Annotated in this window: 17 protein-coding genes and 1 tRNA gene; 10 read left to right on the top strand and 8 right to left on the bottom strand. The window is 62.5% G+C overall.

All coding sequences use genetic code 11. The annotated features are described in order from the left end of the window. The first annotated feature begins 123 nt into the window (after window positions 1–123). The 5 genes from OVA00_RS16505 (at window position 124) to OVA00_RS16485 (ending at window position 5750) form a co-directional block, all read left to right on the top strand. Window positions 124–531, top strand: a complete 408-nt coding sequence (locus OVA00_RS16505) for a hypothetical protein (RefSeq protein ID WP_226020653.1) — start codon at window positions 124–126, stop codon at window positions 529–531. A 111-nt stretch (window positions 532–642) separates the two neighbouring features. Next, complete coding sequence (gene secD / locus OVA00_RS16500) at window positions 643–3183, top strand: protein translocase subunit SecD (RefSeq protein WP_034797042.1); 2541 nt, start codon at window positions 643–645, stop codon at window positions 3181–3183. A gap of 513 nt (window positions 3184–3696) precedes the next feature. Continuing rightward, the gene (locus OVA00_RS16495) at window positions 3697–3909 is read left to right on the top strand and encodes a hypothetical protein (RefSeq protein WP_268089334.1); all 213 of its coding nucleotides are present in this window, start codon (window positions 3697–3699) and stop codon (window positions 3907–3909) included. A gap of 233 nt (window positions 3910–4142) precedes the next feature. After that, entirely contained in the window at window positions 4143–4595 is a 453-nt protein-coding gene (locus OVA00_RS16490) for an RrF2 family transcriptional regulator (protein ID WP_034797035.1), read from the top strand. A 144-nt stretch (window positions 4596–4739) separates the two neighbouring features. Then, entirely contained in the window at window positions 4740–5750 is a 1011-nt protein-coding gene (locus OVA00_RS16485; protein WP_034797034.1) for a KpsF/GutQ family sugar-phosphate isomerase, read from the top strand. 36 nt (window positions 5751–5786) lie between these two features. On the opposite strand, the gene OVA00_RS16480 is transcribed toward OVA00_RS16485, so the two are convergent. Continuing rightward, complete coding sequence (locus OVA00_RS16480) at window positions 5787–6311, bottom strand: Lrp/AsnC family transcriptional regulator (protein WP_034797032.1); 525 nt, start codon at window positions 6309–6311, stop codon at window positions 5787–5789. Between the two features lie 48 nt (window positions 6312–6359). Here OVA00_RS16480 and OVA00_RS16475 point away from each other — a divergent pair, with 48 nt between their 5' ends. Beyond that, window positions 6360–7547, top strand: coding sequence for an MFS transporter (locus OVA00_RS16475; protein ID WP_268089333.1), 1188 nt, complete (start codon window positions 6360–6362; stop codon window positions 7545–7547). A gap of 21 nt (window positions 7548–7568) precedes the next feature. Here OVA00_RS16475 and OVA00_RS16470 read toward each other — a convergent pair whose 3' ends face one another. The 5 genes from OVA00_RS16470 to OVA00_RS16450 all read right to left on the bottom strand — a co-directional run bounded on the left by OVA00_RS16470 (window position 7569) and on the right by OVA00_RS16450 (window position 20448). Beyond that, complete coding sequence (locus tag OVA00_RS16470; RefSeq protein ID WP_268089332.1) at window positions 7569–8897, bottom strand: capsule biosynthesis protein; 1329 nt, start codon at window positions 8895–8897, stop codon at window positions 7569–7571. A 13-nt stretch (window positions 8898–8910) separates the two neighbouring features. Then, window positions 8911–10503, bottom strand: a complete 1593-nt coding sequence (locus OVA00_RS16465; protein ID WP_268089331.1) for an LTA synthase family protein — start codon at window positions 10501–10503, stop codon at window positions 8911–8913. 97 nt (window positions 10504–10600) lie between these two features. After that, entirely contained in the window at window positions 10601–11440 is an 840-nt protein-coding gene (locus OVA00_RS16460; RefSeq protein WP_060522319.1) for an SDR family oxidoreductase, read from the bottom strand. A gap of 84 nt (window positions 11441–11524) precedes the next feature. Further along, the gene (locus OVA00_RS16455) at window positions 11525–12940 is read right to left on the bottom strand and encodes an aminotransferase class I/II-fold pyridoxal phosphate-dependent enzyme (protein WP_268089330.1); all 1416 of its coding nucleotides are present in this window, start codon (window positions 12938–12940) and stop codon (window positions 11525–11527) included. Next, on the bottom strand, window positions 12937–20448 hold the full coding sequence (locus OVA00_RS16450; RefSeq protein ID WP_268089329.1) for a type I polyketide synthase: 7512 nt from the start codon (window positions 20446–20448) through the stop codon (window positions 12937–12939). Before OVA00_RS16450 ends, OVA00_RS16455 begins: the two co-directional genes overlap by 4 nt. 408 nt (window positions 20449–20856) lie before the next feature. On the opposite strand from OVA00_RS16450, the gene OVA00_RS16445 reads away from it, so the two are divergent. The 3 genes from OVA00_RS16445 to pncB all read left to right on the top strand — a co-directional run bounded on the left by OVA00_RS16445 (window position 20857) and on the right by pncB (window position 24173). Then, window positions 20857–22044, top strand: a complete 1188-nt coding sequence (locus tag OVA00_RS16445; RefSeq protein WP_034797015.1) for a polysaccharide biosynthesis/export family protein — start codon at window positions 20857–20859, stop codon at window positions 22042–22044. Window positions 22045–22223: 179 nt separating this feature from the next. Then, complete coding sequence (gene pncA / locus OVA00_RS16440) at window positions 22224–22823, top strand: bifunctional nicotinamidase/pyrazinamidase (RefSeq protein WP_112984490.1); 600 nt, start codon at window positions 22224–22226, stop codon at window positions 22821–22823. A gap of 45 nt (window positions 22824–22868) precedes the next feature. Further along, complete coding sequence (gene pncB / locus OVA00_RS16435) at window positions 22869–24173, top strand: nicotinate phosphoribosyltransferase (protein ID WP_034797014.1); 1305 nt, start codon at window positions 22869–22871, stop codon at window positions 24171–24173. 310 nt (window positions 24174–24483) lie between these two features. Here pncB and OVA00_RS16430 read toward each other — a convergent pair whose 3' ends face one another. Then, entirely contained in the window at window positions 24484–25218 is a 735-nt protein-coding gene (locus OVA00_RS16430; protein WP_090294988.1) for a DNA helicase, read from the bottom strand. A gap of 326 nt (window positions 25219–25544) precedes the next feature. After that, window positions 25545–25619, bottom strand: a tRNA-Thr gene (locus OVA00_RS16425). Window positions 25620–25770: 151 nt separating this feature from the next. On the opposite strand from OVA00_RS16425, the gene OVA00_RS16420 reads away from it, so the two are divergent. Further along, a complete protein-coding gene (locus OVA00_RS16420) occupies window positions 25771–26022 on the top strand; it encodes a hypothetical protein (protein WP_371589643.1) in 252 nt (83 codons plus the stop codon). Window positions 26023–26277 lie beyond the last annotated feature (255 nt).

Below are 26277 nucleotides of genomic sequence, written 5' to 3'. Positions count from 1 at the left end.
CCGGAATGGTGTTAAAGGCGCCCATGCTCGATTCCGGCCACGTTCTCTAGGTAAGATCGGGCATTCGGGCTCAATTTTCGTCTCGCTGGCGTGCAATCGCCAGGGAAAGGGACCGCGTCCTCGATGGACCGCATGAGTGGTGGCAGCAAGAACATACAGGCCGGCCGGCTTCTCGCTGTGCTGTGGCTGTTCTGCGCCTCCTTCGCAATGCAGGTCATCTCGGTCGGACAGAGCATCCCGTCCCGTTCGGCCTCCGGTGCCCAGGCCGGCAACGTCACCGACACCGGTTCGACTGACCGTCCCGCCGCCCGGCAACTCTCGCGGGCGACACCGCTTTCAGACCTTCGGTTTACGGCCGAGCGCAAGGACGCCAAGTCCGCGGCCGATGATGGCTTGCCGGCGCTCTTGCCGGCATCGCTCGAACTCGAACTTCCCCGTTCGTCGGACGGGCGGATTTTCCGCGAGTTCGCTGCGTATCTTGGCGGGGCCTCGAACCCTGGCCCCCATATTCGCGCGCCTCCCGGCGCCTGATCCACAACGCGGATTTTGGCTGGCTGGCGGCTTCGGCTGCAGCTCTGCCCTTTATGAAACAAGCCCTGACGACGCGCCCCGTGCCCGCGCAGGCTCTTCTGGAACCACAACATGCGTACATCGAAATGGGCGATTCTCGTCTATGTCGTCGTGATCATCTTCGGATGTATCGCGGCGCTTCCGAACGTGCTGACGCCGGCACAACGTGAACAATTTGCAGGCTGGCTGCCGGTCAAGCCGGTGACCCTCGGCCTCGACCTCAAGGGCGGCTCGCACCTCGTGCTCGAAGTCGATGCCGCCGGCCTTCGCAAAGCTCGTCTCGAAACGCTGCTTGACGATACGCGCCGGGCGCTCCGCGCCGAGCGCATCTCGGCCTCCTCGGCCCGCATCGCCGGCGATACCGTTACCGTGAAGATCGAAGATCCGGCCGACCGCGAAAAGGTTCTGCCGAAGCTGAAAGAGCTGGCGGCCCCTGTCGGCACGCTTGGTTTCGGCGGCGCGGCTTCCGATATCGAGGTGACCGAGAACGGCGACAGCATCAACATCGCGATGACAGAGGCCGGCCTTGCCGACCGCACCACCAAGGCCGTCGAACAGAGCCTCGAGATCATCCGCCAGCGCGTCGACACCGTCGGCGTTGCCGAGCCGCTGATCCAGCGTGTCGGTTCCGACCGCATTCTCGTCCAGCTTCCGGGCCTCGAGGATCCGACGGCACTGCGCCAGCTCTTGGGCTCGACCGCGCAGATGAGCTTCCACATGGTGGACCAGACCGTGGATCCCAACCAGCCGGCGCCGCGCGGCGTCGACATTCTGCCGGGCGCCCACGACAACAACAAATACGCGGTCGAAAGCCGCGTCGCGATTTCGGGCGAGCGCCTGGCCGATGCCAAGGCCGGCTTCGACCAGCGCACCAACGAACCGATCGTGTCCTTCACCTTCGACACGCTCGGTGCCCGCCAGTTCGCGGAAATCACCCAGGCTGCCGTCGGCCGGCCCTTCGCGATCGTTCTTGACGGCAAGGTCCTGACGGCTCCTGTTATCCGCGAGCCGATCATCGGCGGCAACGGCCAGATCAGCGGCAACTTCACCGCACAGGAAGCGACCGTTCTGTCGGCGCTGCTGCGCTCCGGCGCGCTTCCGGCACCGCTCACCGTTATCGAGGAACGCTCCGTCGGCCCGAACCTCGGTTCCGACTCGATCCGCATGGGCATCTACACCGGTCTTGCCGGCTTCGCGCTCGTCGTCACCCTCATGGTCGTGCTCTACGGCGCCTGGGGCATGATCGCCAATGTCGGCCTGGTGCTGCACACGATCCTGACCATCGCGCTTCTCGCCATGCTCGGCTCGACGCTGACCTTGCCGGGTATAGCCGGTATCATTCTCGGCATCGGCATGGCGGTGGACGCCAACATCCTGATCAACGCGCGTATCCGTGAAGAAACGGAAGCGGGTGCCGGCGCGATGAAGGCGCTCGATATCGGCTTCAACAAGGCCTACGCGACCATCATCGATAGTAACGTCACGACGCTTTCGGGCACCGTGCTCTTGTTCGCCTTCGGCTCCGGCCCGGTCAAGGGATTTGCCGTCACCATGATGCTCGGCATCATCATCTCGATGTTCACCTCGATCACCGTCGTGCGCCTGATGATGCGTGAGGTCGTCGTCCGCCGGAAGATGAAGAAGCTCGAGATCCCGTCGCTGTTCGGCAAGGTTCCGAAGCTTCCGTCCTTCTCCTTCATGAAGGGCCGCTTCGTCGCCATCGGCATGTCCGCCTTCCTGTCGGTCAGCTCGGTGGTGCTGTTCTTCACGCCCGGCCTCAACTACGGCATCGACTTCGTCGGCGGTATCCAGGTCGAAACCACCTCGAAGAACACGCTCGACCTTCCGACGCTTCGCCACAATCTCGAAGCGCTCAACATCGGCGAAGTGGCGCTGCAGGAATTCGGCCAGGACAAATCGGTCCTGATCCGCGTCCAGCGCCAGCCGGGCGGCGAGCAGGAACAGACGGCAGCGCTCAACCGCATCAAGGATGCCGTCGTCCAGACGATCCCGGATGCGAGCTTCGAGCGCACCGAAGTCGTCGGCCCGACCGTCAGCACCGAGCTTGCCCGTTCGGGCTTCCTCGCTGTCGGTCTCGCGATGGTGGCGATCCTGCTTTACATCTGGTTCCGCTTCGAATGGCACTTCGCCGTCGGCGCGATCGCGGTCCTCTTGCTCGACATCACCAAGACGATCGGCTTCTTTGCGTTGACAGGCATCGACTTCAACCTGACGGCCATCGCCGCGCTCCTGACGATGATCGGCTACTCGGTCAACGACAAGGTCGTGGTTTATGACCGCATGCGCGAGAACCTCAGGAAGTACAAGTCGATGCCGTTCTCGGATCTCATCGACATGAGCATCAACCAGGTGATCGCGCGATGCATCTTCACCTCGATGGCGACGGCCTTCTCGCTGGTGCCGATGGCAATCTGGGGCGGCGATGCCGTCAAGAGCTTCGCCTGGCCGATGATCTTCGGCGTGATCGTGGCAACGACCTCGTCGATCTATATCGGCGGCCCGATCCTGCTGTTCCTCAATCGCTGGTGGAAGGATCGCGAAGCATCCCGCGGTGGCACGACCACGCCGCAGGCGGGCACGCCTGCTGCCTGACATCCGGCACTGGAACACAAAACGTGAAGGGGCGGCCCGACGGGCCGCCCCTTTTTTGTCCGAATGTGCTGTCTTTATCCACCCGTGCCTTGCAGACTGATTCTTCGCTTCCTAAATAGCGTAGGTCTCCGGTTCCGGAACGGGTGGATGGATTTTGCGTACATCGCCCCTTGAATTTAAAGGGTGAAGAAATTTTTTCTGCGTCTTCATCTTTTTAATTGACGGAATTGGTAGATTATTCTAGTTTGCCACTACGTGAACGCGGGGAGTCCGCCTCACGGTTGTTCATCGAACGCTCCGGCATTGCTGATGCCGGGCCAGCCAAAGGAGAGTGACATGTCCGAAACCGTCTCGACCGCCGCCTTCTTCGGCACGCGTCTCCTTTGTCGCGCAACAGAGAAAAAATGGCTCATTCGCAATCTTTGCCGAATGTGACCTTCGAACCCCTCGAACTTTATCTTTTGCCGAAATTGAAAGTTTCCGCGCCGACAGCGTGGATGGAGCGTTATTTGTATGAGCAAGCAGGTTATCGAATTTGGCGGCGAAGCCGTCGGCGTTGTTGTCCCGGATGAAGATCGCTTCAAGTTCCTGGCGGTGAAGTATCACGTCTGGGACCTAGACGCGAAGCGCTTCGGCTCGGCCGATGAAGCGCGCGCCGCAATCCGGCAGCTGTTGGCCCACCAGGCCGTCCAGGCCAAGCGGCAGAACCACGGCGCCGCTGCCTGAAGCCGCACTTGAAGCGGATGAGAAAAGCCGGTTTCGGCTTTTCTCCCGCATCCACCGCGAAGACATCCGCAAATCTTGCCGCATCGGCCGCACGCAATTGCCCGCGACATCGGTCAATTCCCCACTATAATTATATGTTGGCAGTACGTTTCTTGTGCTATGCCAATATATATTTGCATTTGCGCGGATGATTCCCGTTTTCTGGGGTGCCGCCGCAGGGAAAGCGTGCCGGAATGCTGACGAAGAAGGGAAAGTACGGCCTGAAGGCCTTGGTCGATCTTGCTCGGCTGGAGCCGGGGGAAACTGCCTTCATTACCGAGATCGCGCAGCGCAACAATATCCCGAAGAAGTTCCTGGACACGATCCTGCTTGAGCTGCGCAACGCCGGCATGCTGCGCTCGAAAAAGGGGCCTGGCGGCGGCTATTCCCTCTCGCGGCCCGCTTCGGAAATCCGTATCGGTCACGTGATCCGCACGCTGGACGGGCCGCTTGCGCCGATCCGCTGTGCGAGCCGCACGGCCTACGAGGTCTGCGAAGATTGTAACGATCCCGAGACCTGTCAGGTGCGGGTGTCGATGACGACGGTCCGTGATGCCGTTGCCGCCATTCTTGATTCGATGACGCTCGAAGAATTCGCGGCCGACAAGTCGATGCCGCTGGAAATGGAAGAAAAGCGCGCCGGCTGACGAAAACGCCGCGGTTCACGCCAGTTTTCCCCCGAACTCTGCTTCCAAGACTTGGTTTGCCAAGAAAAAGCGCTTATCTGCCGTCAATGGTCTGGCGGGCAAATTCGTGCCTGTTGCTTAAGTCTTCGCAGAATTGGGGTCATCATGGGTTTGAGACATGCATCGGCGGATGACCGCACTGCACTTGCGGCTTTGGAGTCGATCGGCCGGACGCTGACGACCGCGATGGCCGGCATCAAGGCGCTGGCGGACCAATTTGGCGCTGACGAAGTTTTTGCGCGCAGCGTCGTCGAAGCCGTCGAACTGATCGGCGAAAGCCAGGGGCGCGTCGTCGTCTCCGGCGTCGGCAAGAGTGGCCATATCGGCCGCAAGATTGCAGCCACGCTGGCATCGACCGGAACATCCGCCTATTTCGTGCACCCGACCGAAGCGAGCCATGGCGACCTCGGCATGGTCACCTCGCAGGACGTGCTGATCCTGCTCTCCTGGTCGGGCGAGACGGCCGAGCTTGCCAACATGCTCACCTATGCCAAGCGCTTCAACGTGCCGATCGTCTCGATCTGCGCCAACCGCGACAGCGTGCTTGCCCGCAACTCCGAAGTGCCGATCGTCTTACCGAAGGTTCAGGAAGCCTGTCCGCACGGCCTCGCGCCGACGACCTCGGCCATGCTGCAACTCGCCATCGGCGACGCGCTCGCCATCGCGCTTTTGGAGCGGCGCGGCTTTTCGGCCGAGGATTTCAAGACCTTTCATCCGGGCGGCAAGCTCGGCGCGCAGTTGCGGCTTGTTCGCGAGCTGGCGCATGACGGCGCCCAGATGCCGCTTCTCAGCGTCGGACGCCCGATGAGCGAGGCGCTGATCGAGATGTCGTCCAAGGGTTTCGGTGTCGTCGGCATCATCGACGATGGCGGCAAGCTGGCCGGCGTGATCACCGACGGTGACCTGCGTCGTCACATGTCCGGCGACCTGCTGCTGCAACCGGTCGAGGCGGTGATGTCGCGCAATCCGCGCGTGATCCGCGGCGACGTGCTTGCAAGCGGCGCCATGGAATTCATGCAGCAGCATAAGGTGACCGTGCTCTTCGTCGTCGACGACGGCGGGGCGCCGGTCAGCATCCTGCATATTCACGACCTGCTGCGCGCCGGCGTCGTCTGAGACTGCCAAGGCGGCTCTCCGCCTGGCGAAAGCAGCCTACCCCTTCACCACGGCGGGCCAGTCGCTCGTCGTGCCCGGCTGCACCGGCCGTTCCAGATAGGTGGAAAGCACCACATAGCTGCGCGTCGCCTTGACGCCCGGCGTGTCGTAGAGCCGCGCCAGAAGCCCTTCGAGCGCATGCGTGCTTTCTGTGCGCACCTTGAGCAGCATGCAGGTGTCGCCGGCGACCGAGTGGATCTCTTCCACTTCAGGGCATTCCTCGATCGCAAGCAGCGCCTGCGTCTTGCCCCAGCCGGTCGTGTCGACATGGACGAAGGCAAGCAGCGTCTTTCCGACCGCGTCCGGATCGATGAGCGCCGACACGCGGCGGATCGCGCCCGAACGCCGGAGCCGCTTCACCCGTTCATGCGCCGCCGGCGGCGAAAGTCCGACGCGTTCGCCAAGCTCGGCATAGCTTGTGGTCGCGTCCTCGACGAGGACGCCTAATAGTTTTCGGTCCATAGCGTCGAGGTCGCGCTCCGGCGGACGCTTCCGCCGAACGTCATCTGTATTTTGGTCCATACCGAGAATTCCTCTTGTTGCTGAAGTTCATTCTGCAAAAATGAAGGAATGACGAACATCAATCAACAAATTTCGCCAAATTCGATCGACAGGACCTCGATCGACAGGGCGCGCATCCCGCCCTTCGCCTATGTCCTGACCGTCTGCATCGGCGTCATCGGCTCCAACTCGCTGGCGCTCGGACCAATCGCGCCGGAGGTGGCGCGGAGCCTCGGCACGGATGTTCCATCGGTAATGGTCGCTTCGGCCGCCTTCGGACTGGGCACGGCCGTCAGCGCCATCTTCCTTGGCCGCTTCATCGACCGGTACGGCCCTCATCGCATTCTGGCTGCCGCGCTGTTGCTTCTGGCCGCCGGGCTCACCGGTAGCGCGCTTGCGCCCATGCTGGCGTTCCTGGTCGCCGCCCAACTCGTTGTCGGCGTCGCCACCGGCATTGCGCTTCCGTCGATCTACACGCTGGCCTCGGTCATCGCGCCGGCCGGACGGGAGAGCGAGACGATCGGCCTGGTGCTGACCGGCTGGACGCTGAGCATGGTGGCCGGCGTGCCGCTATCGGCAGCGATTGCTGACTTTGGAGGATGGCGTGCCGTTTACTTCGTCGTTGCCGTAGCCACGCTGGTTGCTTGCGCGGCCGTCAGGCTCGCGCCGGTGCGGGAAGGTCTGGCCGGCAAGACGACGTCGCCGCTCGCGGCGCTTGGCGTGCGTGGCGCCGGACCGCTGTTGATCGCCTGTGCCGCCTTCATGGCCGCCTTCTACGGCGTTTATGCCTATATCGGCGAACACCTGCACGCAGCGCTCGGGTTGCCCCTCAGCGCCAATGGCCTCGTGGCCGTTTCCTACGGCTTCGGCTTCGGTGCGGCGGCACTACTCGACCGGCTGATCGACCGCTTCGGCGCTGGCAGGTTGCTGCCTCTGATTTTTCTCGTCGTCGCCGGCGTCTATGCGGCGATGGCCGCCGTGAGTAGCTCCTACACGGCCATGCTGGTCGTCGTCTTTTTCTGGGGCCTTGCCAACCATTTCGGTCTCAACGTGCTGATCATGCGGCTGACGGCGCTCGATCCCACAAGGCGTGGCGCGATCATGGGGCTGAACAGCGGCGTCACCTATCTGTCGCTCTTTTTGGGAACGCTTGGTTTCGGCGTGGTTTATGGCGGGGCTGGTTTTTCCGCGCTGCCCTTGGCCGCGACCGGCCTGATGCTGGTCGCCGCCATCGCCGCAGCGCTCGCGCCGCGCTAGGTCCCCGCGATGTGAAAACGGCTAGCCTTGGCGGGAAGCGGAAGGCGCGCGTTTCGCAGGCTTTTGGCGCGGCGCGGGGTCAATAAAGGCGCCAGGTTCGTTGAGGCTGCTTTCGTTCAGCCGCCGGGCAATCGCTTCCGCGCCGGCATCGGTTCCGGCGCGGGAATAAAGGTTGCCGCGCACCTGGATCGACGCGGCAAGCAGGCGGAACATTGCGACACTAAGTTCAGGCTCCGGCGCCTGGGGCGCCTGCCAGAAACCGTCGAGTGGCTGCTGGTCGGTCAGACCGGCAATATCGAAGACGGCAGTGCCGAGCACTTTGACCGGCCGCCCTTGCTTCAGGGCGTGCAATCCGGCCGTCGAATTCACCGTGACCATGCCGGCGCTGGCCTCGCCAAGCGTATCGAGATTTCCGCCGTCCAGGTAGAAGACGCGCCCGCTCAAGCCAAGCGCCGCTGCTCGCTGCTCGATGAAGCTGCGCCACGGGATCAGGTCGTTGTCGAGCGGATGCACCTTGAAGACCAGGCGTGCATTCGGCGCGGCAAAGGCGCCGAACGAGGTCAGGACGTCAGCGATTGCATCCTTCTGGCTGTGGAAGGGCGAATGCGCCCTGAGCTGAAAGTCGGTTTCGAGCTGAAGCGGATAGACGAAGTAGGGGGCATCGTCCGAAAGGAGCTTCGTAACGGTCGCCACCGCTTCCGCGCTGCGCCGTTTTTCGGAGAGCAGCCGGCGCACCCAGCCGGCGTATTCGGCGAGCGGATGGAAAATCCCGTGACGGCGGTAGTGCGGAAACAGGAACCAGAAAAAGACGTTCGGCAGATTGTAGAGCAGATCGTAGCTCGCATCGGCGAGGAACGTCTGGCTGTAGCGCTTGCGCCAGTCCGGCTCCGGCAGGTTTGACGCTGCTGAAAGGATCTGACCGGCGTCGTTCGGAAAATGGGAGTTCGACGACATGCCGTTGCGCTCGAGCGTCAGCCAGTCCGGCCGCAGATAGCCCATTTCGATAATCGCGACACTGACGCCGGCGCGATGGGCGACGGCAGTCGCTGCCTGGTGATAAGGCCGCTCTTCGCCAAGCAGCAGCATGTCGGTGACGCCGTGGATGGCGATGAATGTCTCGAGATAGCCGGGCCAGGCGGCCGCCGTACCGCGATAGTTGAAGCCGCCCTTGCGGCGCCAGAAGATCTGGTCGCCGACGTTCAGGTTGATCCTGAGACAGCGGTGGCCAAGGGCTTCGAGCCGGTCGGCGATCTTGCGGAAGATCGGCGAGGAGGGGCCCTGCAGGAACAGGAAGACCCGCTGTCTCGGCCGTGCGGCCCCACCGGCCGATGTCGTCGAAGCGTTCTCCATCCGCAGACCGCCGCTAGCGCAGCGTATCCTTTCTCAGGTTCGCGTGGTTGAGAAGCGCCTCGATCAGGTTCCAGGCCTCGACGCTGCTCGGTGCGGCCGGCTTATGGGACGACCGCTTCGCCTTGGCGAGCGGCACGATCAGATAGTCGGTGCGCGGATCCGGGAAGGGGTCGGCGAAGGATTTGAGCAGCGGTGCGTGATCGCCGTAGAAGACGAGCCAGACCGGACGGTCGAGCTTGTCGAGGTGTTCGCTCAATGTGTTGAGCGCCGCATCGGACTGCTCGAGGATGGCCAGATAGATGTCGACGGGATTGGTGAGGTCGCCGACGCGGCCCGGCTCCCATGGACCGTGATTGGCCATGGATGCGACGAAGATGAAGCCGCTTTCGTCTTCGGGCAGCTTCTCGCTTGCGTCGATCACCTTCGCCGCGAGCTTCTCGTCGGAGACGTAGGGTCCGTCTCGCTCTGGGCGATGGTCGAAACCGTCGAGCATCGTCAGCTTGGAGAAGCCGAGCTGCGGCATCGCCTTGTGCCTGAGGAAGAAGGTCCGGTCATAAGGATGGATGAAGTGGGTATTCCAGCCGGCACGCTTCAACTTTCCGGGCCAGACGACGTCGGCATAGTGCGATGCGCGCAGATAGGGATAGCTGGCGTCGACATGAATATCGTCGGGCACCAGGCCGCTGATCACGGCGAATTCGGTGCGCAGCGTATAGCCGCCTTCGAACACGCTGCTGAGCCGGCCCCACTGAACCGCCTCGCGCCGCAGCCGGTCGAGCGTCGGCAGTTTCAGCGTATCGACGCCGAAGTGCCGCATGTCGATGAAGGATTCCGATTGCCAGACGACGATCAGCGGCGAGCCATCGTCACCGATCAGATCCTGCACGGCGGCCCGGACGATCTTGGAGAGATCCGCGACGATCTTTTCGCGACGCACACCGAGCCAGATGATGAAACGGAAGACGACCGAGCCGAAGGTACCGAAGCGCACCGTGTTCATCTTGACGTCGAGGACCTTGAGCAGCCGCTGTACCAGCGCGGCCGTCGGGCGGTTCACCGGGCCGTAGAAGAGCAGGAGCCAGGGACCATAGGCGATGCCGAGCATCACGAGGATCCAGAAGGCCTTCCCCCGGTCCGGCAGAATGGCCGGCTCGAAATACATGTAGAGGCTGGAAACGCCAAAGACGTAGAGGAAGGCGACGGTCCAGAAGACGACGTTCAGCGAGCTCGCATAGAAGATCGTCTTGTACTTGAACACGTCGACGACCAGCGCGATGTCGGAAAAGATCAGCGGTTCACGGATGAACTTGAACTTGGCGCGGGAAATGCCGGTGAAGATGATGAAGAAGCTCATCGTGCCCGCCGCCGCATAGAGCGGACGCCAGGATCCGGCGAAGAAACCGGCAAAGACCAGAGCGATGACAGGCAGGCGGGCAAGCACGTCGATCACGTCCTGCGTGCGTCCGAAAGGCGAAGGATTGGCGCGCCGCTCCCGCTTCGGCAGGGCGAAACGGTCGGTGAAGAAGATCACCGCACAGGACAGCAGATAACAACTAAGCGTCAGTGTTATCGGGTAGTCGTGCAGCTGAAAGGGAAGCAACGCCAAGCGGAAACCTTCATGTCTTCATGCCGGCCGATGCCGCTTTATGCGGCACAGCGTCCGCCCGACACTTAGATCTTATCGATGCTAGGTACAAGCACCGTCAGGTCCGGTGCTCGGACACTCCACGATTATGCGTCGCCGTGTTGCCGCACCGCACAATCGCCCGGTCGAACCACCAGTTGAGCAGGGGACGAACGGCGGGAGCGAAGCGTCCAAGTAGAAACAATGTCGTGCCGAAATAGACTTCGAACCGGCCGCGGTCGGTTCCCTTGACGATCCGCTTGGCCACCGCTTCGGCCGGCCAGGGCCGGACCGTGCCCATGATCGTGGCGGCTTCCGGCGGGCGAGCCGCCAGCTCGCGCTGAAACTGCGGCGTTTCCGTATCCGGCGGAAAACAGACGGAGACACTGACGCCGTGCGGACGGGCTTCTGAACGCAGCGCCTGGGCGAAGCCGTGCACGGCGAACTTGGAGGCGCAATAGGCCGAATAGCCATAGATGCCGAGTAGCCCTGCGCCGGACGAGATCATCATGATCCGGCCCCGACGCCGCCGCTTCATGCTGTCATAGACCGCCCGGACCGCATGCACCGTGCCGGAGAAGTTGGTGTCCATCTGCTGCCGGAACGAGGCGCTGTCGAGCTCCTCGAACCGGCCGGGTTCGACGATGCCGGCCGATGCCACCAGGATATCGCAGGGGCCGAAGGCCTGTTCGCACCGACGAATGGCCGCTTCGACGTCGCTTTCCACCGCGACGTCGGCGGCCTCGATCCGGATGCTGTCGGCGTTGGCCCCACTGGATGCGATAAGTTTTGCCTGCGCGTCTTCCAGGAGGCCACGGGAGCGGGCAATCAGCGAGAGGCGCGCCCCGCGCGCCGCGTAGATCGATGCGGCCGCAAATCCGATACCGCTCGAGCCACCGGTAATGATCACATGCGCCATGCTGGTATTCCGCTCCAGAGTTCGGGAGAGTACGAAGCGGCTCTGCTTCGGCAACCGCGTGACCCGGCAGCAAATGCGACCAGGTCAGCGCGCCGAGAGCGCTTTCATCATCTGGTCGATGTCGATGCCGCCAAGGCCGAAGTTGCGTTCGGTAAGGTCGGCCAGACGCTCGGCCGTGAGTGTTACCGTGCGCCGGATCTGCTCTTCCGTGTGGTCGCTGGTGATGAAGAAGCGCAGCCGAGCCAGGCCTTCCGGGACCGCCGGGTGGATGATCGGCAGCGCATTGACCCCTTCGGCAAGCAGGTCGTTCGACAGCTGCACCGCTCGCAGGGAATCGCGAACCAGAACCGGAACCACGGAAAATCCGCTGCTGAGGCCGGTGTCGAGCCCCGCTTCCTTGGCAAGCTTGAGGAAGAGCGCGCCGTTGCGGCGCAGCGCCGCCGTGCGCGTCGGCTCCCGTTCCAGCACCTCCAGGCTTGTGGTTGCCGCGGCCGCCAGCACCGGCGCAAGGCCGACGCTGTAGACGAAGCCGCCGGCCGATGCCTTCAGCACCTCGACCAGCGCTGCGCTGCCGGCGATGTAGCCGCCGCAGCTCGACGTGGTCTTGGAGAGCGTGCCCATCCAGATGTCGATCTCGCGGGGATCGACGCCGAAATGCTCTGCAAGCCCGCGGCCGGTCTTGCCGAGAACGCCGAGCGAATGCGCTTCGTCGACCATCAGCCAGAAGCCGTATTCGGCCCGGAGCTTCAGAAGCGCCGGCAGGTCGGCGACATCGCCGTCCATCGAGTAGATGCCCTCGACGATGACCATGATGCGGCGATAGTCGCCGGCGACCGTGCGTAGCACGTGTTCGAGGTCGGCGACGTCATTGTGCTTGAACAGGCGTCGAGTCGCGCCCGAGAGCTTGACGCCGGCAAGGGCGCTGTTGTGGATGAACTCGTCGTGGACGACGAGGTCCTTCGGTCCCATCAGGCAGCTGATGGCGGCGACATTGGTGAGATAGCCGCTGACGAAGCAGACGGCGGCATCGACGCCATAGAAGCCGGCGATCTTCTCTTCCAGCGCCACATGCACCGGGCGCTCGCCGGCGACGAGGCGGCTCGCCGAGGCGGAAATGCCGAAGGTGCCGATGGTATCGCGTGCCCGCGCAAGCACCTCCGCATGGCGATTGAGGCCAAGATAGTCATAGGAGGCGAAGTTGATCAGCTTCCGGCCGTCGATGACGGTGGTCGCGCCGGCGGCCGTCTGATGGGCACGATAGAACGGATTGGCGATGCCGAGCTGTTCGCTTGCGAACTTCTGGGTCATCACTTGCTTGTATTCCGGCAGGTCTTCAAAACGGGCCTGCTGCCGGCGCGCCGGCGGCGGCATCTCCCGCTCCGAGCGCGCCATGCGGTTGCGCTCGGAGGATTGATGCGTGTTTCTCATCCGGTCCAGCAGGTTCTCTTTGAGGCTGCTGGTCATCTTGGATGCGCCTGGACCGTTTCCGTTCGTGCTCATTGGCCTTGTGCTTTTTCCTTCGCCGTTCCGACGTGCCGCTGCGCAAGTTCGCTGACAATCTTGTCGTCGGCGGGCTCGGCATCGTCGCTCTGGTCGCGCTTGCTCACCTTCTCATAGAGCTTGCGGGCGACATCGCCAACCGTCGTGTTGTCGGCGACGCCGCTGAGCGGCATGTCGAAGCCGGTGTTCTGCTGGAAGCTCATGCCGAGTTCGACGGCCATGAGGCTGTCGAGGCCGATTTCCTTCAGAACCTTGCTGCGCGTGACCGTATCCTTCGATACGCGCAGGATTGCGGCGATCTCGCCGGCGACGAGGTCGAAGAGAATGTCTTCGGCTTCCTGCGGCGACTTGCCCTCGATCATCGCGACGAGGTCCATCTTGGTGCCTTCGCCGCCCGTCGCATGCTGGTCGGCGCTGCGCAAGATGACTTCGAAGAGCGCGTTCTTGGCGACAGGCAGATTGCGTGCCGCCGACCAGTCGATCTCCGAGATCATCACGGTTGCCGCATCGACGGTGCCTGGATCGAAGGCCAGGTGGCTCTCGACCATGTCGAGTGCCGTCTGCGCCTTCAGCGCGGTCTTGCCGATGCGCTTGGCGAGGATGTCGTTCACATCCGTGTTCTGGACCAGATAGCCCCTGTCGGCGATGGCGCCGAACCCGACGGCGAGACCCGCAAGGCCGCGTGCGCGACGGGCGCGGGCGAGACCTTCGAGATAGCCGTTGGCTGCGACGTAGTTCGCCTGTCCGGGGTTGCCGACGAGTGTCGTCGCCGACGAGAACAGGATGAAGTTGTCGATCTTGTCGTTGCTGGTCAGTTGATCGAGAACCGCGGCACCCTTGGCCTTGGTGTCGATGACCGGCCGGTTTCGCTCGCGGTTGAGGTTGCTGATCAGCGCGTCGTCGAGCACCATCGCGGCATGGACGATCGAGCGCAGCGGTGCCACGGCGCGCAACGTCTTGAGCAGGCGCTCCGTCGCTGCCGGATCGGTGACGTCGCAGGCATGAACCGTGGCGGATACGCCAGCCTTCGTCCAAGCTTCGATCATTGCCGTCGTTTCGGCGTCCGCCAGGCCGCGGCGTGAGCAGAGCGCGACCTTCGTCGCACCCTTTTCGACGAGCCAGTTGGCGGCAGCCAGGCCGAAACCGCCGATGCCGCCGACCACGAGATGCATGCCGTTCGGATCGACCTTCATGCCGCCATGCGGACGCTTGGCAACGCGATGCGTGCCGGCGACCGGAGGAAGCACGACGATCTTGCCGATATGCCCGGCATTCTGCATCAGTCGGAAGGCGTTGCCGATCTCGTCGAAGTCGAAGGCGCGATAGGGAAGCGGCGTCAGCTTGCCGTCTTCGAACAGCGCACCGATCTCGGTGAAGATCCGCTTGGTCAGCTTCGGCTGATTGACCAGCAACTGGTCGGCGTCGATGCCGAAATAGCTGACATTGCGGCGGAACGGCCGAAGGCCGATCTTGCTGTCGGCGTAATAGTCGCGCTTGCCAAGTTCAAGGAAGCGGCCAAAGGGCTTCACCAGCGCCAGGCTCTGCTCCATGGCCTCGGCGAACAGCGAGTTGAGCACGAGATCGACGCCTTCACCGCCCGTCACGGCGCGAACGTCGTTGACGAAATCGAGCGAACGGGAATCGAAGACGTGATCGGCACCCAGCATCGACAGGAAGCGACGCTTCTCGCGCGATCCTGCCGTGGCGATGATCCTGGCGCCCTTCAGCTTTGCGACCTGCAGCGCGGCAAGGCCGACGCCGCCGGCGGCGCCATGGATGAGGATCGTTTCGTCAGGCTGGATCCGTCCAAGCTCGACCATCGCGTAATAGGCAGTCAGGAACGCGACCGGAACCGTCGCCGCGGCGACGGGGCTGACCGATTGCGGCAACCTGGCGACGCCGGCGCGCGAAACGACCGCGTGGGTCGAGAAGGCGGAGGATGCAATCGCCATGACGGCATCGCCCACGGCGAGGTCATCGATGCCGTCGCCGACCGCGACCACGTGGCCGGAAAGCTCCATGCCGATCGTCGCGCCTGCGAAGCCGTCTTCGAGCGCCTCTTCCGGCAGAAGGCCCATCGCCCACATTACGTCGCGGAAGTTGAGGCCGGTGGCTGCGACCGCGACGACGACTTCACCCGGGCCTGCCGAGGGGATGTCGCTTTCTTCCCAGACGATGCTGCCCACCTGAGAGCTGACGCGCTGGCGGATGGTTGCAGCCTTGAAGTCAGCCGTTGCCGCGTGCCCATTGTCGACTGGGCCAGGCACGGCGCGGATCTCCGAAAGCGCAGCGCCAGCTTCGCCTTCGAGCAGCCATTCGCGGTTTACTCCCATCGCGCCAAGCAGCGGCAATGCCGCAGCCATCTGAGCATCCGTCGTCGGTGAACCGTCGATGTCGAGCGAGTGGACGTCGAGGAACTCGTATTCGTTCTGAAGCACGCGTGCGAAAGCCCAGAGGCCGGCATTGACGCCGTCGCTTGCGACCGCCGCGCCGACCGTCCGGCTGGCGATCGGTGCGCCGCCCGGCGCGACAAGCACGAGACGGGGCCGTTTGTCGTCCGCTGGCTCCGTACCGCCGATATGCTGGCGCAATGCTTCGGCAAACGTGCCGAGCGCGAGGATCTGTGTTTGTAGAGAGGCGGAATCGTCGGTGCGCGACGCGGCCGCCGGCAAGGCAAGGAAGACTGCCCGAAGCGGTTGGCCCCCCAGCGTCTCGAAGGCTGGCAGGAGCGCGGCCTTGTCCGCAGCCGCGTCGCCGGTCAGGCTGACGCGAATGGCTGAACCAGAGGGCTCGCGCTGTTCGTGCCCCGCGATCTCCAGCAGCAGGTGGGGGACGGATGCCGGCACCGCCGCGTCTGCGGAAGCAGTTGCTGCGCCACGCGCTTCGAGCAGGATGACGTTGCCGCTTGCACATTCGCGGTCGGCAATGTCGGTGTCCCGCAGGTCGAGATCGTCGAGGCATTTCTGCCAGTGCGGCGCCGCCGCGAGGTTGCCGATCGGAAACTCCGCCGTCTGGCTGCGCGCGAACCAGCCCTCGGACAGGCCAAGCGCGAAGTCGTTGAACAGCGATGGCGCGCTGACCGCGGCAATCAGCCCACCCGTAGGGCGCAGTGCCGTGCGCAACGCTGTGCGAACCGCCACATCGTCCTCGATCAGGCCGTAGAACCCGTCGGACGCGCTGACAGCAAGATCGAAGGCCGCAAGCGTCGCGAGTTCGCCCTTCTTGAGGATGTGTACATGGGCGTCGTTTTCGAAGGCCAGCTCAAGGCCGCGCTGGGCGTTATCGCGTGCTTCGAACACGGTGAGGCTTGCACCATGCTTTTCGGCAAGAGTCGCCAGCCGCTTAGTGAAACCGGCGGATACGCTGCCGAGTTCGACGATGCGCAGGCGCGCTCCGGCGGACTGTGCCGATAGCGCCGTTTCGAGAGCCTCCAGCACGAAGGCCATGCGCTGGCGGCTTGCCTCCGAATGAACCGCCTGATGGTCGATCGTGGCGTCGCTGATGAAGCTCGATCCCGAGGCCGCTTCGTCGCCCGCATGCAAGGCGTCGATGCGGGCAAGGGCTTCCGCATAGGCGTTGTTGATCAGCACGGCCTCGACGGCGCGGTCAGGCCGTTCGCCGTAAAGTTCGCTCAGAATTTCAGGCACGCTCGGCAGGTTGAATTCCTGCGCGACGGTCCACACACCATCCTTGTGCTCACAGAGCCCGGCATCTTCGAGCACGTAGAGGCAGCTCGTCAGAAAACACTGGAAGGCGAAATCGCCAGGCAGATTGCCGCCCTGGATCGTGGAACGCCCCTTACCGAGCTTGAGGGCGATCTCCTGGCAGGCGCGGTAGATCGCGGCATTGAAGAGCAGCGTCGCATTGTCGACACCAGCCTCGCCGGCGGCCGGCATTGCGATCGATACCGGCGCAAGGCTGTTGCGCAGAAGGCCTGGCAGGGCGGCTTCCGATTGTACTGCCTCGTAGTGGAAGGACAGCGCATCGAGCGTCTTGTGCTTGCGCAGATAGGTGCGGCGGAAACGGCAATCCTCGAAATGCGCGATCGGCTCGCCCGACTGGCTGAAGAAGTGGAACTTCGCCTTGATCGAATTGGTGCTGACGCGTTCAATTTCGATCATCGCGCGCGCGATCGGCAGGCCGCCATTGACGACACGAACCGAACCGAAGCGGACGGGAATATAGGGTGCGCCGCTCTTGTCGCCGGTGAATCGGTCGAAGAGCGCCACCAGCCCGTGGAAGGTCGCATCGACCGAGATCGGGTTCAGGGCATAGCTGACCAGCGGGTGTCCGGTGGCTTCGGCCGTCTTCAGCTCGACATCGACCAGGCGGTCGCCATAGGCAACCGCTTTTGCGAGTAGCTGGAAGCGAGGACCGTAGTCGAGGCCGAATTGCCGCGCCGTCTCATAGGCGCGACCCGGTGCCACCGTTGCCGTCTTGGCGAGGCCTGCGAGCGACGGATAGGCGCGGTCCCCGGCCGGCAGCGGCTTGCGGCAGCGGGCAACCGCGTGCACGGCCCAGTCGTCTTCCGACAGCCGTTCACGCGAGCGGATTTCGAGGTCGCCGGTCTCTGGCGAAAGGACGGTCGACAGCTCCATGATTTTTGTGTCGCTGAGTTCCAGCGGCCGGACGATTTCGAGATTGGTGATCTCGACTTCTTCGCTGCCATAGAACTGCTGTGCCGCAGCAACGGCGATCTCGATGAAGCCGCTGCCCGGCAGGATCGCCTTACCGTCCACCACGTGTTCGGCAAGATCCGGGAAGAGATGGGCGTCGATATGGTTTTTCCAGCTGCCGCTGTTCGGATCGCTGCGCCAGCCGGTCAGGCGGTATGGTCTGGCAATCCGGCCGAACAGGTCGGTGGCATCAGTTGTTGCCGCTGGGCGCAGTTCGACGGGCTCGAAGGGCAGGCTTGGCAGGGCGATCGATGCATTGCGCTTGCCGAATACCCGGGTCGTATCCACGACGGCGCCGTGCGCAACGGCACGTGCCATCGCGGCCGAGATCGGATCCTGGCCGCTTTCGGCGACGTCTCTGAGCAGCGTGGGCACCACCATGCCGGGGGCTGCTGCCTGCTTGATCGTCTCCTTGACGTAGGACGACAGGATCGGGCGCGGCGAAATCTCGATGAACAGGCGGCAGCCCATTTCGATCGCGGCTTCCGCAGCCGCCTGGAAGCGGACCGGCTCGCGAACGTTCTTCCACCAGTATTCCGGATCGAGCTGCGTGCCCTCGAGCGCGGCACCCGTGACCGTCGAAAGATAGGCGAGTTCGGTGCGGCGCGGTGCGATATCGGGGATGTCCGAGAGGAAGGCATCCTTCGCCCGATCGATGATCGGATGATGGAACGGATAGTTGATGTCGAGGATCTGGACCGGGATCTTCGCCTTGCGGGCGGCATCGCGGAAGGCCGAGATCTGGTCGGCCGGGCCCGAGATCGTCACGGAATTATGGGCGTTGACCGCAGCAACGCAGAGTTCGTCAAGACCGCGAGCCTCGGCAAAGGCGCGAGCAGCCTCTTCACCGAGCATGACGGCCGCCATCGTGCCGTGGCCGGCAAGCAGGTCCTGATGCAGCGAACGTTTCGCAACGATCGAAACGGCATCGACGAGCGATAGCGCGCCGGCGGCATAGGCCGCGGCGATTTCGCCGACGGAGTGACCGAAGACGGCGACCGGCTTGATGCCCATGGCAACCAGCGAATCCGACAGGGCGGCCTGCACCGCAAACAGCAGCGGCTGGGCGATCTTCGTGTCGGCAAGCTTCTTGTCGAGATCAGGATCGGTCAGGAGATCGGTGAGCGCGATATCCGAATGGAACTTGAACAGCGCGCTGACCGAGGTGAAACACTGGCGGAAATGCAGGTTTTCGCGGAAGGCTTCCACACCCATGCCGGCCCATTGCGAGCCGTTGCCGGAGAACACGAACGCGACCTTGGCGTCGCGAACGACGGCCTCGCCGACCTCACCGATATCCGAGCCGGGCTTTTCCAGGTGGCTGGCGATCGCACGGACGATATCTTCGGGCTGGTCGCTGCGAGCGGCAAACCGATGGCGCATATGGGTGCGGTTGGCACCCGATGCGGCGATCATCGCACGGGCTTCACCCTTGGAAGCATGCGCGAAAGCGGTCTTGTAATCCTTGAGAAGGGCTTCCAGGCTCGACTGCGTATGAGCGCTTGCGAGGAACACATGTCCCGAAGACGACGGGTTTGCGGCCTTTTCATCGGCGGCCGGTTCCGGGTCGCTGATAACGACGTGCGCATTGGCGCCGCCGAAGCCGAACGAGTTGATGCCGGCAAGACGCACGCGTTTGCCGCGCAGAAGCTCGATCGGGTTTGCCGTGACACGGACGTTCAGGCCGTCGAAATCGATATGCTCGTTCGGCGTGTCGAAGTGCAACGAAGCCGGCAGGTAGTTGTTCTCAAGCGCCATCATGGCCTTCAGCATGCCGAAGAGGCCGGAGGCGGGTTCCGTATGGCCGATGTTCGACTTGATCGAGCCGATCGGCACAGGCGCCCGGCGCTTGGCGCCGATGACCGTTCCGATCGACCAGACTTCCGCCGGGTCGCCGACCTTGGTGCCGGTACCGTGGCCTTCGACGAAGGCCACCTGATTGGCGTCGATGCCGTTTCCTTCGTAGATCGCTCTCAGCAGGTTGGCCTGGGCTTCGCGCGACGGCAGCGAAATGCCGTTGGTGCGGCCGGCCGAATTCACGCCGGTCGCGACGATGCGCGCATAGCTGCGGTCTTTCTCGCGGCGCGCCCGGTCGGAACGGCGCAGCACGAAGACCACGCCGCCTTCGGCGCGCACGTAGCCGGCGCCGTCGTTGTCATAGGCGCGGCAGAGGCCTTCCGGCGACAGCATGCGTGCCTGGGCGAAGCCGACGAAGGGCAGGGGGTGGGCAAGGATGTTGACGCCGCCGACGATCGCCGTGTCGATCTCCCCGGCGTTGAGCGCCCGCATCGCCTGGTCGAGGGCGACCAGCGAGGAGGAACAGGCGGTGTCGACCGTCATGCTCGGGCCGCTGAGGCCGAAGATGTGCGAGATGCGGTTGGAGACGATCGACAGGGTGTTGCCGGTCATGAAGTACGGGCCAGCCGCGGCCGGATCCTCGACCGTCAGATTCGCATGGTCGAGGCTCGATGCGCCGATATAGACACCGACGTTTTCGCCGTGCAGCGACGTCGCCGAGATGTTGGCGTCTTCAAGCGCCCGCCAGGCGAGCTGGAGCAGCACGCGCTGCTGCGGGTCCATATACATGGCCTCGCGCTGCGACATGCCGAAGACGGCCGGATCGAAATCATAGAGTTGATCCAGCACGCCGGCCGCGAAGGAATAGGTCTTCCCCTGCGTGCCCATGACGGGATGCCAGAATCGCGCCACGTCCCAGCGATCCGATGGAATGCTGGTGACGGTGCACTTGCCCTGACGTAGAAGTTTGAACAACGCCGAGGGCGATTCTGCTCCAGGGGCGAGGCATGCACGCCCAATAATCTCAACAGCCATGTATGATCGAACGCTCTAAAATGCCGTTAAAGTTGCACCTGCGATTGCGCGGCGGAAGTTGAAATGCAATCGCCAATCGTCATGCTTGCGGGCTATCCCCAGCTATATTCGTTCCGCCTCATTAGTCAGCTTTTAACTTAAAGTCCCTAGCTTTCAACCCCAAAGACTGAAGATATACACGCTGTCAACGCCAGTCCAAGTCGGATTGGGCGACAAACCACGCTCAAGGTATCGAAGGTATGACCAGAAAGACGCGGGCTCAAATAAATTGCCCGTCTTGGTCTTGAGGTGACTTGTTGTGGGACGGCGATTGTGCTTTTCAGAGACCGGCGAAATTCCCTGCCGGGGGATGATGCGGCGCGGAACCATGAGCAAAATCATGGCTGTGCCGAATGTGGAGTGTCGTAGTTGAAACGAGTCAGTGCCCTTCTGCTTTGCTCCGCCCTCGTCGGGTGCCAGGCTGTGCCTGGTGAAGGGCCGCTGGCCGGAGCGATCGTCAAGGACGCCGGCCAGTCAGGCGCCGAGATCGGCCGCCAGAATGCAACGGTTTTCGACATCGTCGATGTGGACGGACGCTCCGCGCGTCTCGTTTCCGATTATGTCTCCTCGACGCTTAATCGCCGTTTCGGCATTGGCGGCGGTGTTGGCCGCGTCGTCATCGGCGTTGGCGACCAGCTTAAGGTCTCGATCTTCGAAGCCGGCAGCGACGGCTTGTTCTCGACGCAGGACTCCAAGCAGACGAGCATCGATCTCGTCGTTCAGCCGGATGGCAAGGCTGCCATCCCCTATGTCGGCCCCGTCAAGTTTGCCGGCCTGACACTGGAGCAGGCGCGCCAGGAAATTCTGGAAGCGCTGAAGCAGAAGGCGGTTGAGCCCGACGTCATCGTCACGAGCATGAGCACCGCATCGCGTAACGTTACGGTTTCGGGTGCCGTCGGCAAATCGTCGGTGGTGCCGCTGAGTCTCGTCGACGAAACAATCAATGAGGTCATCGCCAAGGCCGGTGGCCCGGTCGCGCAGCCCTATGAAACCTTCGTCACATTGGTGCGCGGCAAGAAGACCGGAACGGTTCTCCTGAAGTCGATCATCGAGAACCCGTCGGAAAATATCCACGTCAAGCCGGGCGACCAGATCTTCGTGACGCGCGATCCGCGCCGCTTCACGATCCTCGGTGCGGTCAAGGCCAACCAGCGCGTCGAATTCGGCGCCAACGATCTCAATCTGCTCGAGGCGATGGGCCTTGCGGGCGGTGGCTCGGACTACACGCTCGACATGAAGGGCTATTTCATCTTCCGTTACGAAGAGCCTGATGTGGTCATGAGCCTGCTCGGTCAGCAGCGTTTCAACGAAATGCTGCGTAAGGGCATGAAGACCGACAGCGTGGGGCGCTACCCGATCGTCTACCGCTTTGACATGAGCAAGCCTGACAGCCTGATTGTCGGCCAGACCTTCCCGGTCAAGAACCGCGACGTCATCTATGCCTCGCGTCACCCGTCGGTCGATTTCTCGAAGTTCCTGAACTTCGTCGCCCAGCCGGTCGGCATCGCCAATTCCGGCTTCTCGATCGCAGATAACATCAACAATCTCGGAAACTGATCGTTTTCGATCGCATTTGTTCGAGGGCGTCCGCCATGGCCGACGCCCTTTTTGCTTATCTGCCCTTCCGATCTCGGAAGCCTGCGGAACTGGCTTGTCGTCGCTCAAATTCTGTGATTGATCTTGGACTTAAATCGATTTTGGTGATCGATAAGCAGTTGATCGTCCAGAGGTGAATGATGGCGGATAAAGCGTTGATCGTCGTGGATGTGCAGAACGATTTCTGCCCGGGCGGAGCGCTTGGTGTTGCGGGCGGCGACGAGATCGTGCCGATGATTAACGGGCTGATCGACCGCTTCGAGCATGTGGTTCTGACCCAGGATTGGCATCCGGCCGGCCACTCCAGCTTTGCCTCCAGCCATCCCGGCAAAAATCCCTTCGAAATGATCGCCATGCCCTATGGCGCGCAGACGCTCTGGCCGGATCATTGCGTGCAGGGCAGCGCCGGTGCCGATTTCCATCCGGCGCTCGAATGGACCCGCGCCGAACTTTTGATCCGCAAGGGTTTCCGAGCGCAAATCGACAGCTATTCCGCCTTCTTTGAAAACGACCGCCGGACGCCGACCGGCCTTTCCGGCTATCTCAGGGACCGCGGCATCAAAAAGGTGACGCTCTGCGGGCTCGCGACCGATTTCTGCGTCGCCTTCTCCGCGCTCGACGCGGTGGCGCAGGGGTTCTCGACCACGGTCGTTCTCGAAGCCTGTCGGGGCATCGATCTCAACGGCTCGCTTCATGCCATGGTGACGCGTATGCGTGATGCCGGTGTCGAGCTGAACTAACCGAGATGATCTAGCCTCGCCCAAGAGGAAGGAGCAATTTCACCGATGACGAAGACCGATATCGCCAGGCGCGTCTACAATCATGCCTGGAAACTCGACCCGATCGTACGCAGCCTGCTGGACACGGATTTTTACAAGCTCCTGATGCTGCAGATGATCTGGCAGCTCTATCCGGATGTCGATGCGACCTTCTCGCTGATCAACCGCACGAAGACGGTGCGGCTCGCCGACGAGATCGATGAGCAGGAACTGCGCGAGCAACTCGATCACGCGCGCGAACTGCGTTTCTCCAAGAAGGAAATGATCTGGCTTGCGGGTAATACCTTCTATGGCCGCAAGCAGATCTTCTCGCCGGAGTTTCTCGCCTGGCTCGCCAAGTTCCGCCTGCCGGATTATGAGCTGAAACGCAGCGACGGCCAGTTCGAGCTGACCTTCCGCGGCCGCTGGGCGGAGACCACCATGTGGGAGATCCCGGCGCTGGCGATCATCAACGAGCTGCGCTCGCGCTCGGCGATGAAGGGCCTCGGTCCCTTTACCCTCGATGTGCTCTATGCCCGCGCCAAGGCCAAGATGTGGTCCAAAGTCGAGCGGCTGCGGCAGTACCCTAACCTCAGGATCTCCGATTTCGGCACGCGCCGCCGCCACAGCTTCCTTTGGCAGCGCTGGTGCGTCGAGGCGTTGAAGGAAGGGATTGGCAGTTCGTTCTCCGGGACCAGCAATGTCTTGCTCGCCATGGACAACGATCTGGAGGCGCTTGGTACCAACGCACACGAATTGCCGATGGTGGCCGCGGCCCTTGCCCGCAACGACAAGGAACTGGCCGCCGCCCCCTACAAGGTGCTGCAGGACTGGAACCAACTCTATGGCGGCAATCTCCTGATCGTGCTGCCCGATGCCTTCGGCACAGCGGCGTTCCTGCGCGACGCGCCGAAATGGGTGGCGGACTGGACGGGCTTTCGGCCGGACAGCGCGCCGCCGATCGAAGGTGGCGAAAAAATCGTCGCCTGGTGGAAGAAGATGGGACGGGATCCCCGGGAAAAGCTGCTGATCTTCTCCGATGGTCTCGACGTCGACACGATCATCGAGACGTACCGCCACTTCGAGGGGCGCGTGCGCATGAGCTTCGGCTGGGGCACCAACCTCACCAATGATTTTGCCGGTTGCGCGCCGACGGAAATCAGCGGCCTCAGTCCGATCTCGATCGTCTGCAAGGTCAGCGAGGCCGATGGCCGGCCGGCGGTAAAACTCTCCGACAATCCGCGCAAGGCGACCGGTGACCCGGCCGAGGTCGAGCGCTACCTCAAGTTCTTCGGCTCGCAGGATTTCGTGGAGCAGGCGGTCAAGGTCTAACCGCCAAGTAACGCCAAGTACGAAACGAGCGCATCAAAAAAAGAAACCGGCAGGAGCCGGTTTCAAAAGGGGATCAAAGATGTTGCGATTGTCCATCATCGCAATATCAAATCTGGCAGTGGAATCTTAAGGTTGCGTTAATATGCCAACCTGCCGTTGCATTTTGCTTCTCTAGAATACGAACATGTAGAGAAGGATGATGACGATGAGCGGCACGCCCATAAGCCAGAGAACGATACCTTTCATTGAGAAGCCTCCGCGTTGCTGCCTTTGAAACGTTAACGCAGCATCGGGAAATACGTTCCGCGTGTCAGCGAGGGAGGCTCTCGTTTCGGTTTATCGCCAGCAGCCTCGCTTCGCCCTTGTTCAAGAAGTAGGCCTTGTCGAAAAGCCGGAGATCGACGGGGTTCGGCATCCGGATATCGTCCAGGTCCGGAAGTGGTTTCACGGCGGCTTCGAAGGATCGATCGATCTGCGATATGAAGATGATGATCAGCCCGCGTTGCCGCGCGAATGCCCTCAATTTGCGCACCTGATCGCCAAGTGCGGGATTGTCACGTCGCTGATCGAGAAGCTGGAGGTAATCGACGACCACCAGCGTGCCGGGATCGGCCTTGGACAGCTTGCCGACGATATGGTCGGCGCTGATCGTGTCGGAGCAATCGATCTCGAACAGCGGGGCAAACCGGCCATGGTCGGCCCTGATGGCCGCAAAACGCTCGATGACGTCCGTCACGGTATATTCCAGTGTGAAGAAGTAGGCGCGATGGCCGGCCCTCATCGCCTCTACGGCAAGCTCGAGGCTCTTCAGCGTCTTGCCCTGGCCGGGGCGTGCGGCGAGGACCACGAGATCTCCGGGAGCGAGCCGGGCAAGCATACTCGCCGCGGTGCCGGCAGTCGCTTGTCGTGCCGCAAGCAGGCTCCAAGTGGAGTAGCCCTCCTGAACGGCAATGCGATCAAGCGCTTCATGGAGCGGGATGGCTTCTTCACGGCACAGGCGTTTCGCCCTGCGTTTCAAATGGTAGATCGGTGCAGTCAGTTTCATCGGCAACCTCCTGGTACGAGCGATCGTCGCAGTCCCTCCTTGTGCGCATTGCCCCAACAGTCGGTTCGATGATGAGAGTGCCCGGCATGAAATCTACTTTCCCGATCGGAGGGGGGGAGGCGTGGGCGCGCCCGAATCGCAGCATAACGCAGATGGCAGCAGGCGAAAATTGCATCCGATGAGAAATTCTGCGGCCTGGGGCGCGTCTTTCGCGGGCGCCGTAGATCCTGCTCGTTTGGGGCGATCGGACAGGCGAAAACATTCGCAGACCGCAAAAGCACACGGTGCTACGAGCGAGTATCAATTTGATTTCTTTAAGAGAAAACTGGTGCTGCTAGAGAGATTTGAACTCTCGGCCTCTCCCTTACCAAGGGAGTGCTCTACCCCTGAGCTATAGCAGCATCTGGCGGCCGGTTCGTGTGTCAGCCGCATCAAGCGAGGGGGCTATTGCCATAGCTCAGCGGCGAGTGCAAGCCGCAATTCGAAGTTTTTCGCGAAGAGCTGTGAGAAAAGTCACCGGTGCTTCCGAAGACCCTGGTTTTGCGCTATGGCATGGGCATGCAAACAGACGACGAAGAAGGCGGCAAAGCCGTGCCTCCGCCTGACGAACGGCAGGCGGATGGCAAGGTGCGCCAGAAAAAGATAAAGGATACGACCGAGGCGGACCTGAAAAAGGCGCGTCTTGCCAGGACCTTGCGCGACAACCTCATGCGCCGCAAGCAGCAGATGCGGGCGCGCCGATCTGGCGCTGCCGATGACGTCAGCGGTCTTCCTGCCGCAAAAACGGACGAATCCCAAGATTAGTACGGGCAGGAAGCGGCATCGCCGCTTCGTTCTCAATTTGCCGGTGGCATCTCCATCGGCGTTCGATTGCACAGGTCCGTTAAATCGGGACCGATCGCGGGGGAAAACTGTGCAGCGACCTAAATGTTACAGCGCCAGGCGTCCGAAGGGATGCGCGGCGTTCAAGGCACTTCTAATTTCGCGGCGTCTCCACTAAAGAGGCGCCTTCAGACAACATCGGATTATTTTGGAAAGGCGGGCCAAGCCCGTTCGAGA

It is taken from the genome of Ensifer sp. SL37 (assembly GCF_026672675.1).
Classification (GTDB): Bacteria; Pseudomonadota; Alphaproteobacteria; order Rhizobiales; family Rhizobiaceae; genus Ensifer; species Ensifer adhaerens.
The sequence above is the reverse complement of the archived record's forward strand: the minus strand, read 5'-3'. Positions and strand labels throughout refer to the sequence as shown.

Coding starts and splice junctions, on each gene's coding strand:
- OVA00_RS16470 (WP_268089332.1), bottom strand. CDS start 8,897: ATGGAGAACGCTTCGACGACATCGGCCGGTGGGGCCGCACGGCCGAGA.
- OVA00_RS16475 (WP_268089333.1), top strand. CDS start 6,360: ATGACGAACATCAATCAACAAATTTCGCCAAATTCGATCGACAGGACC.
- OVA00_RS16460 (WP_060522319.1), bottom strand. CDS start 11,440: ATGGCGCATGTGATCATTACCGGTGGCTCGAGCGGTATCGGATTTGCG.
- OVA00_RS16480 (WP_034797032.1), bottom strand. CDS start 6,311: ATGGACCAAAATACAGATGACGTTCGGCGGAAGCGTCCGCCGGAGCGC.
- OVA00_RS16485 (WP_034797034.1), top strand. CDS start 4,740: ATGGGTTTGAGACATGCATCGGCGGATGACCGCACTGCACTTGCGGCT.
- OVA00_RS16495 (WP_268089334.1), top strand. CDS start 3,697: ATGAGCAAGCAGGTTATCGAATTTGGCGGCGAAGCCGTCGGCGTTGTT.
- OVA00_RS16450 (WP_268089329.1), bottom strand. CDS start 20,448: ATGGCTGTTGAGATTATTGGGCGTGCATGCCTCGCCCCTGGAGCAGAA.
- pncA (WP_112984490.1), top strand. CDS start 22,224: ATGGCGGATAAAGCGTTGATCGTCGTGGATGTGCAGAACGATTTCTGC.
- OVA00_RS16430 (WP_090294988.1), bottom strand. CDS start 25,218: ATGAAACTGACTGCACCGATCTACCATTTGAAACGCAGGGCGAAACGC.
- secD (WP_034797042.1), top strand. CDS start 643: ATGCGTACATCGAAATGGGCGATTCTCGTCTATGTCGTCGTGATCATC.
- OVA00_RS16455 (WP_268089330.1), bottom strand. CDS start 12,940: ATGAGCACGAACGGAAACGGTCCAGGCGCATCCAAGATGACCAGCAGC.
- pncB (WP_034797014.1), top strand. CDS start 22,869: ATGACGAAGACCGATATCGCCAGGCGCGTCTACAATCATGCCTGGAAA.
- OVA00_RS16505 (WP_226020653.1), top strand. CDS start 124: ATGGACCGCATGAGTGGTGGCAGCAAGAACATACAGGCCGGCCGGCTT.
- OVA00_RS16490 (WP_034797035.1), top strand. CDS start 4,143: ATGCTGACGAAGAAGGGAAAGTACGGCCTGAAGGCCTTGGTCGATCTT.
- OVA00_RS16420 (WP_371589643.1), top strand. CDS start 25,771: ATGGGCATGCAAACAGACGACGAAGAAGGCGGCAAAGCCGTGCCTCCG.